2 protein-coding genes are annotated in these 7,468 nt (G+C 69.6%); both read right to left on the bottom strand.

Annotated features, from left to right (window positions below):
• On the bottom strand, positions 1-2,522 hold a 2,522-nt coding region (locus AB0946_RS41710; protein WP_366765976.1), incomplete at its 3' end, for a condensation domain-containing protein.
• Positions 2,519-7,468 (bottom strand): amino acid adenylation domain-containing protein (locus tag AB0946_RS41705; RefSeq protein WP_366765975.1); only part of this gene is annotated, 4,950 nt, incomplete at its 5' end. The genes AB0946_RS41710 and AB0946_RS41705, both read right to left, overlap by 4 nt.

Below are 7,468 nucleotides of genomic sequence, written 5' to 3'. Positions count from 1 at the left end.
CGGGGGTCGGGGCGGGGCGGGCTGAGGGGGTTGGCGGTGAAGCGCTGCTCGGTCAGCTCCGGCCGGTTGTGGTAGTGCCTGGCCAGGCAGATACCGCCCAGCAGGGCATGGCCGGGGACGCCGACGGGCGCGGGCTGGTCGTGGTGGTCGACGACGTAGACCGTGGTGTTGGTGATGGCCCGGCCCAGCGTTGTGGTTCCCCCGTGCGGGTCCGGTTCCGTGGTCAGGCTCATCACGTTCGCCACCGAGCCCTCGGTCGCACCGTACTCGTTGCTGATGGTGGTCCGTGTGCTGCTGGCGTCGAGCAGGCGGGAAACGAGCTGGGGCGAGAGGTTCTCACCACCGGCGACGATCGTGGCGATGCGATGCCGGGCCCCGCGGCTCTCCAGGTGGGCGGCGAGGACCTCCAGGTGGGAAGGCGTCGCCTTCAGGAAACTGATCGGGACGTCCGTGCACACGAGGTCGATCGCGGCGTCGAAGGCCGTCTGCCCCGCCTCGGGCACGGGGACGACCAGCTGCTGGCCCTGGATCAGGGGCAGGAACAGCGCGGTGATCGTCAGGTCGAACGTCACCGACGAGTAGAGGATGCTGCCGATCCCACCAGGCGCACCAGCCGGATAGTTCCGGTCGCACCAGTGCAGGTAGTTGACCACACCCCGGTGTTCCAGAGCGACACCCTTGGGCTTGCCGGTGGAACCCGAGGTGTAGATGACGTACGCCAGATCGTCCGGCGAGGCCAACGGCTCCGGATCGGTCTCGGGACCGGCCGGCCACCCGGCGTCGACCAGCAGCCGGTCGACCGTGTCCGGCAGACGATGCGCCAGAGCGGTGCTCGTGATGACGAGAGGCGCACTCGCGTCCTCGACCATGTACGTGATCCGGTCGGTCGGGTAGTCCGGGTCCAGAGGCACGAACGCGGCACCCGCCTTCAAAATCCCCAGCAGCGTCGCGACCAGATCCGGCGAACGCTCCAGGCACACCGCGACGAGGGTGTCCGGGGTGATACCCGAGCCCCGCAGATGATGGGCCAGACGGTTCGCACGCGCGTTGATCTCGGCATAGGACCAGCGCCGCTCGCCCCAGGTGACAGCGACCGCGTCCGGGACGGCGGCGACCCGGTCCTCGATCAGCCGATGGATCGTCGCCGTGTCCGGGTACGGGCCGGTGACACCGTTCCAGTCGACCAGGACCTCCTGCCGCTCCCGCTCCGTCAGCATGTTCAGGTCGCCGATGCGTGCCCCGGGCGAGTCCACCACGGAGGCCAGCAGGCTTTCCAGGTGGCCGGCCATGCGCTCGACCGTCTCCGCGTCGAACCTGCTGCGGTCGTAGACGAAGCGGAACTCCAGGGCCCGGCCGGCCGAGACGACGAGGGTCAGCGGGTACCCGGTGCGCTCGACACAGTTCACCAGGCGCCGGGTCAGCCCCTCGGGGAAGTCCGACGGCTTCTGCACCACCGGGTAGTTCTCGAAGACGAGGATGGACCGGAACAGCGGCTCCCCGCGCGGGATGCTGCTGTGCTTCTGCACGTCGACCAGGTGGCAGTACTCCCACTGCCGCATGTCCAGTTGCTCGTCCTGGAGGTCCCGCAGCCACTCGGAGACGACCAGGTCGCCCGTGAGCCGGCCGCGCACCGGCAGCGTGTTGATGAACAGGCCCATCATCGACTCGACGCCGGGCAGGTCGATCGAGCGGCCGGAGATGGTCGAGCCGAACAGCACCTCGTCCTGGCGGCTGTACCGTGAGAGCAGGATGGACCACAGGCCCTGTACCAGGGTGTTCATCGTGACGCGCTGGGACTTGGCGTAGTCCCGGGCCCGCGCGAACAGGTCCGCGGAGGCGCACACCTCGAACTCGCCGACTCCCGTGTCACCGGTGTCCCGGTCGACGTGCAGGTCGGTGGGCTCGGTGACGCCCGCCAGGTACTCGGACCAGAACGCCCCGGAGTCGTCGTCCCGCCGGGAGTTGAGCCACTCGATGTACCGGCGGTACGGGACCGTCGGCGGCAGCTCGGCGGGAGTGCCGTCGAGCAGCGCGCGGTAGAGGGCGAACAGTTCCTTCTGCAGGATCTGCACGCTCCAGCCGTCGAGGAGGATGTGGTGGAACGACCAGACGACGATGCGGCGTTCCTCCGTCATGCGCAGCACGGTGACCCGGACCAGCGGGGCCCGTGACAGGTCGAACCCCCGTGCCCAGTCCTCCGCCAGGAAGGCGTTCAGCCGCTCCTCCTGGCCGGACAGGCCGCGTAGATCCCGCACCTCGAAGGGGAGGGGGGCCCGGCGCTGCACCACCTGCACCGGCTCCGACACCCCCTCCCACACGAACGCACTGCGGAGGATCGAGTGCCGGTCGACGAGTTGCTGCCAGGCGGCGCCGAACAGCGTCTCGTCGAAGGGCCCTTCGACCTCCTCCGTCATCTGCACCATGTAGGGGCGCGTGTCGGAGGTGTCCTCCAGTGAGTGGTACAGCATGCCGAACTGCAGGGGTGAGAGTCCGTAGACGTCTTCCACGTTGTGCGCGCTCATATCGAGAACCTCTTCAGGATCGCGGCCATGTCGGCGTCACCGACATCGGTGAGGGGAACACCAGGGGACTCCCTGCGGGCGTCGGCGGCTCCGTCGGCGCTGCCGGCGATCAGCTCGCGCAGGTGGCCGAGGACACCGTCGGCCAGGTGCTCGACGGTGCGCCGGTCGTGCAGCGCGGTCGAGTAGTTGACGTACAGGCCGAACGTGTCGCCCTCGACGGCGGCGGTCACGTCCAGTACGTTCCAGCGCATGCCGTCCGGGCTGATCGAGTGGCCCTTGGGCTCTTCGGGACCGGCGTACCGTCCGATGCCCGGCAGGTCCCTGGTGAACTGCCCCAGGTAGTTGAAGTTCACTTCCGGAGTGGGCTGCCGGCTCAGTACGGAGGCCACGTCCGGGGCGCCGAGATGGCGCAGGATGCCGTAGCCGACGCCCTTGTTGGGGATCCGCGCCAGCTGCTCGCGGACGGAGTCGAGCGAGGCCACCGCATCGGTGGCTCCGGGTTCCAGCCGCAGGGCGACGGGGAAGACGGACGTGAACCACCCCACCGTCCGTGACAGGTCCACGTCGGGGAACAGATCCTCGCGGCCGTGCCCTTCCAGACCGATCAGGGTCTCGTCGTCCCCGGTCCAGTCGCGCAGGGCGTGCGCGAGCGCGGTCAGCAACGCGTCGTTGATCCGGGTGTTGAAGACCCTCGGAACGTCCCGGAGCAGGGCACGGGTCTCCTCGGGGCTGAGCCTCGCCACGACGCCGGCGGCGGATCCCAGGTCGTTGCGGCCGTCCCGGTCACGTGGCACCCGGCCGGACGGCTTGGGCTCGGACCAGTAGGCGAACTCGGCCCGGGCCTGCGGGGAGTGGGCGAAGTCGTGCAGACGCTGCGCCCATGACCGGAACGACGTCGTCTTCGCCGGCAGCAGGGGCGCGAGCCCGGCAGCCCGCCGCTCGTAGCAACTGCCCAGGTCCTCCAGCAGGATCCGCCAGGACACGCCGTCGACCGCCAGGTGGTGCACGACGACGAGCAGCCGCTGCCCGCGCGTGGCCCCCAGCTCCAGCAGGGCGGCCCGCAGCAAGGGGCCCTTGGCCAGGTCGAGGCTCTGCTGCGTCTCCTCCGCGATGTCCAGCGACACCGACGCCAGGGCCTCGTCCGCGACGCCGGACAGGTCGTGCACGTCGAGGATGCCGGTGTCCACGGTTTCGTCCAGGTACTGCCGCCAGCCGTCGGCCCCGTCCGCGCAGCGCAGGCGCAGCGCGTCGTGGTGCTCGATCAGGTCGGCCAGCGCCGGACGCAGCACCTCGGGGTCGAGTCCGTCGGTGACCAGGAGTTCGGCCTGGTTGAAGTGGTCGAACGCCGGCAGGTCCTTCTCGAAGAACCAGTGCTGGATCGGCGTCAGCGGGACCTCGCCCACCACCCGGCCCTGCTCCGCGTCGACCGGCGTGGCCGTACCGGCCTGTGTCGCGATCTCGGCGATCGTCTGGTGCTTGAAGATCAGCCGCGGAGTGAGGTGCACACCGAACTTCTTCGCCCGGGCGATCATCTGGATGCTGATGATCGAATCCCCGCCCAGTTCGAAGAAGTTGTCGTGGATGCCGACGGTGTCGATACCGAGGATCTCGGACCACACGCCGGCGAGGGTGCGCTCGACGTCCGTCCGGGGTGCGGTGTAGGTGGTGTCGAGGTCGGGCCGGTGGTGGTCGGGCGCGGGGAGGGCCTTGGTGTCGACCTTCCCGTTGGGGGTGAGCGGGAGCTGGTCGAGGGTGACGTAGACGGCCGGGACCATGTAGTCCGGCAGCTGCTGCTGAAGGTGTGCGCGGAGCTGGTGCGTGGCGGGTGTGTGTCCCGGGGTGGGGACGGTGTAGGCGACGAGTTGCTTGTTGCCGGGTGTGTCCTCGCGCACGGTCACGGCGGTGGCGTGGACGTGGGGGTGAGTGGTCAGGGCGTTTTCGATCTCGCCGAGTTCGATGCGGTAGCCGCGCACCTTGACCTGGTTGTCGATCCGGCCGATGAACTCCAGCGTGCCGTCCGGACGCCACTTGACCAGGTCGCCGGTGTGGTAGACGCGGGGGTCGGGGCGGGGCGGGCTGAGGGGGTTGGCGGTGAAGCGCTGCGCGGTCAGCTCCGGCCGGTTGTGGTAGTGCCTGGCCAGGCAGATACCACCCAGCAGGGCGTGACCGGGGACGCCGACGGGCGCGGGCTGGTTGTGCTGATCGACGACGTAGACCGTGGTGTTGGTGATGGCCCGGCCCAGGGTGGTCGTCCCGCCGTGCGGGTCCGGTTCCGTGGTCAGGCTCATCACGTTCGCCACCGAGCCCTCGGTCGCACCGTACTCGTTGCTGATGGTGGTCCGTGTGCTGCTGGCGTCGAGCAGGCGGGAAACGAGCTGGGGTGTGAGGTTCTCACCACCGGCGACGATCGTGGTGATGTGATGCCGGGCCCCGCGGCTCTCCAGGTGGGCGGCGAGGACCTCCAGGTGGGAAGGCGTCGCCTTCAGGAAACTGATCGGGGTGCCGGCACAGATCACGTCGATCGCCGCGTCGAACGCCGTCTGGTCGGGCCCGGTCACCGGGACGACCAGTTGCTGGCCCTGGATCAGGGGCAGGAACAGCGCGGTGATCGTCAGGTCGAAGGTGACGGACGAGTAGAGGATGCTGCCGATCCCACCAGGCGCACCAGCCGGGTAGTTCCGGTCGCACCAGTGCAGGTAGTTGACCACACCCCGGTGTTCCAGGGCGACACCCTTGGGCTTGCCGGTGGAACCCGAGGTGTAGATGACGTAGGCCAGATCGTCCGGCGAGGCCAACGGCTCCGGATCGGTCTCGGGACCGGCCGGCCACCCGGCGTCGACCAGCAGCCGGTCGACCGTGTCCGGCAGGCGATGCGCCAGAGCGGTGCTCGTGATGACGAGAGGCGCACTCGCGTCCTCGACCATGTAAGTGATCCGGTCGGTCGGGTAGTCCGGGTCCAGAGGCACGAACGCGGCACCCGCCTTCAAGATGCCCAGCAGCGTCGCGATCAGATCCGGCGAACGCTCCAGGCACACCGCGACGAGGGTGTCCGGGGTGATACCCGAGCCCCGCAGATGATGAGCCAGACGGTTCGCACGCGCGTTGATCTCGGCATAGGACCAGCGCCGCTCGCCCCAGGTGACAGCGACCGCGTCCGGGACGGCGGCGACCCGGTCCTCGATCAGCCGATGGATGGTGGCCGTGTCCGGGTACGGGCCGGTGACACCGTTCCAGTCGACCAGGACCTCCTGCCGCTCCCGCTCCGTCAGCATGTTCAGCTCCGACAGGCGGGCCCGCGGGGCGGCCGCCACCGACGCGGCCAGCGTCGTGAAGTGGCCGGCCATGCGCTCGATCGTCGCCCGCTCGAACAGATCCGTCCGGTACTCCAGGGCCGCCAGCAGCTCGTCACCCGACTCGGCCGCGGTCAGCTGGAGATCGAACTTGGCGTCCTGACCGCCCACGCCCACCTGCTCTACCGTCAGGCCGGGCAGGCTCCACGCGTCGTCGTCCGGGGTGTTCTGGAAGACGAACATCGTCTGGAAGAGCGGGTTGCGGGACAGGTCGCGATCGGGGGCCAGCTCGTCGACGAGGCGTTCGAAGGGCAGGTCCTGGTGGTCGTAGGCGCCGAGCGCGGTGTCCTTGACCCGGTCGAGCAGCTCGGTGAACGTCGGATCACCCGACAGATCGGTGCGCAGGACCAGCGTGTTCACGAAGAAGCCGATCAGGTCCTCCGTCTCGGCCCGGTTGCGGCCCGCGATCGGGGTGCCCACCGCGACGTCGTCCTGACGGCAGTAACGGGCCAGGACGATCTGGAACAGGGACAGCAGCGCCATGAACAGACTCGCGCCCTGCCCGCTCGCCGCGGACCGCAGCGCCTCCGCCACCTCCTGCGGCACCGAGAAGTACACGGTGTCGCCTTCGGCGCCCTCCCGCTCGGCCGGCCGCCCGTGGTCGGTCGGCAGTTCCAGGGCCGGCACCCCCGCGAGGCGCTCGCGCCAGTACGCCAACTGCCCGTCCAGGAAATCACCGCTGAGCTGCTCGCGCTGCCAGGCGGCGAAGTCGGCGTACTGGATCGGCAGTTCGGGCAGTGACGCCTCGCGTCCGGCGACGGCGGCCGCGTACAGTTCGCGCAGTTCGCGAGCCATGATCCCGGAAGACCAGCCGTCCGACACGATGTGGTGCAGCGTGATCAGCACGAAGTGGTCGTCGTCCGCGACGCGAACCACGTCCACCCGCAGCAGTCGCCCGCCGTCCAGTTCGAACGGCCTGCGTGCCTCGGCTGCCATGATCTCCAGTGCGGCCCGCTCCCGCTCGGCCGTCGAGACGGTCCGGACGTCGTGCACCACCGGAGTGACCGACCACGGCGCGTCCACGATCTGTGCGGGACGGCCCGAGTCGTCCGTGACGAACCGGGTGCGCAGTACCTCGTGGCGGGTCACCAGACCGGTGAACGCCAGACCCAGCGCACCGGCGTCGAGGGCGCCCCGCACCCGCAGACCGAACGGTACGAGGTACTCGGCGCCGCCCGGTGTCAACTGGTCCAGGAACCACAGCCGCTGCTGCGCGAACGACAACGGCTGTGGACCACTGCCACGGTCGACGGGTACCAGCGGCGCCTTGTCGGCCGTCTCCAGCTCGCGCACGACCCCGGCCAGTGTGGCCGGCGTGGGCGAGGCGAACAGGGCACGCACCGGGACGTCCACGCCGAGCCGTTGCCGTAGCCGCGACGTCACCTGCGTGGCGAGCAGCGAGTGTCCGCCCAGGTGGAAGAAGTTGTCGTGGATGCCGACGGTGTCGACGCCGAGGACGTCGGACCACACGTCGGCGATGGTCGCCTCCGTCGTGTTCCGGGGTGCGGTGTAGGTGGTGTCGAGGTCGGGCCGGTGGTGGTCGGGCGCGGGGAGGGCCTTGGTGTCGACCTTCCCGTTGGGGGTGAGCGGGAGCTG

Origin of the sequence: Streptomyces sp. NPDC046870 (genome assembly GCF_040704595.1) — a bacterium.
Lineage (GTDB): Bacteria > Actinomycetota > Actinomycetes > Streptomycetales > Streptomycetaceae > Streptomyces > Streptomyces argyrophylli.
Note: the sequence above shows the minus strand (reverse complement) of the source record. Positions and strands in the feature narration are given on the sequence as shown.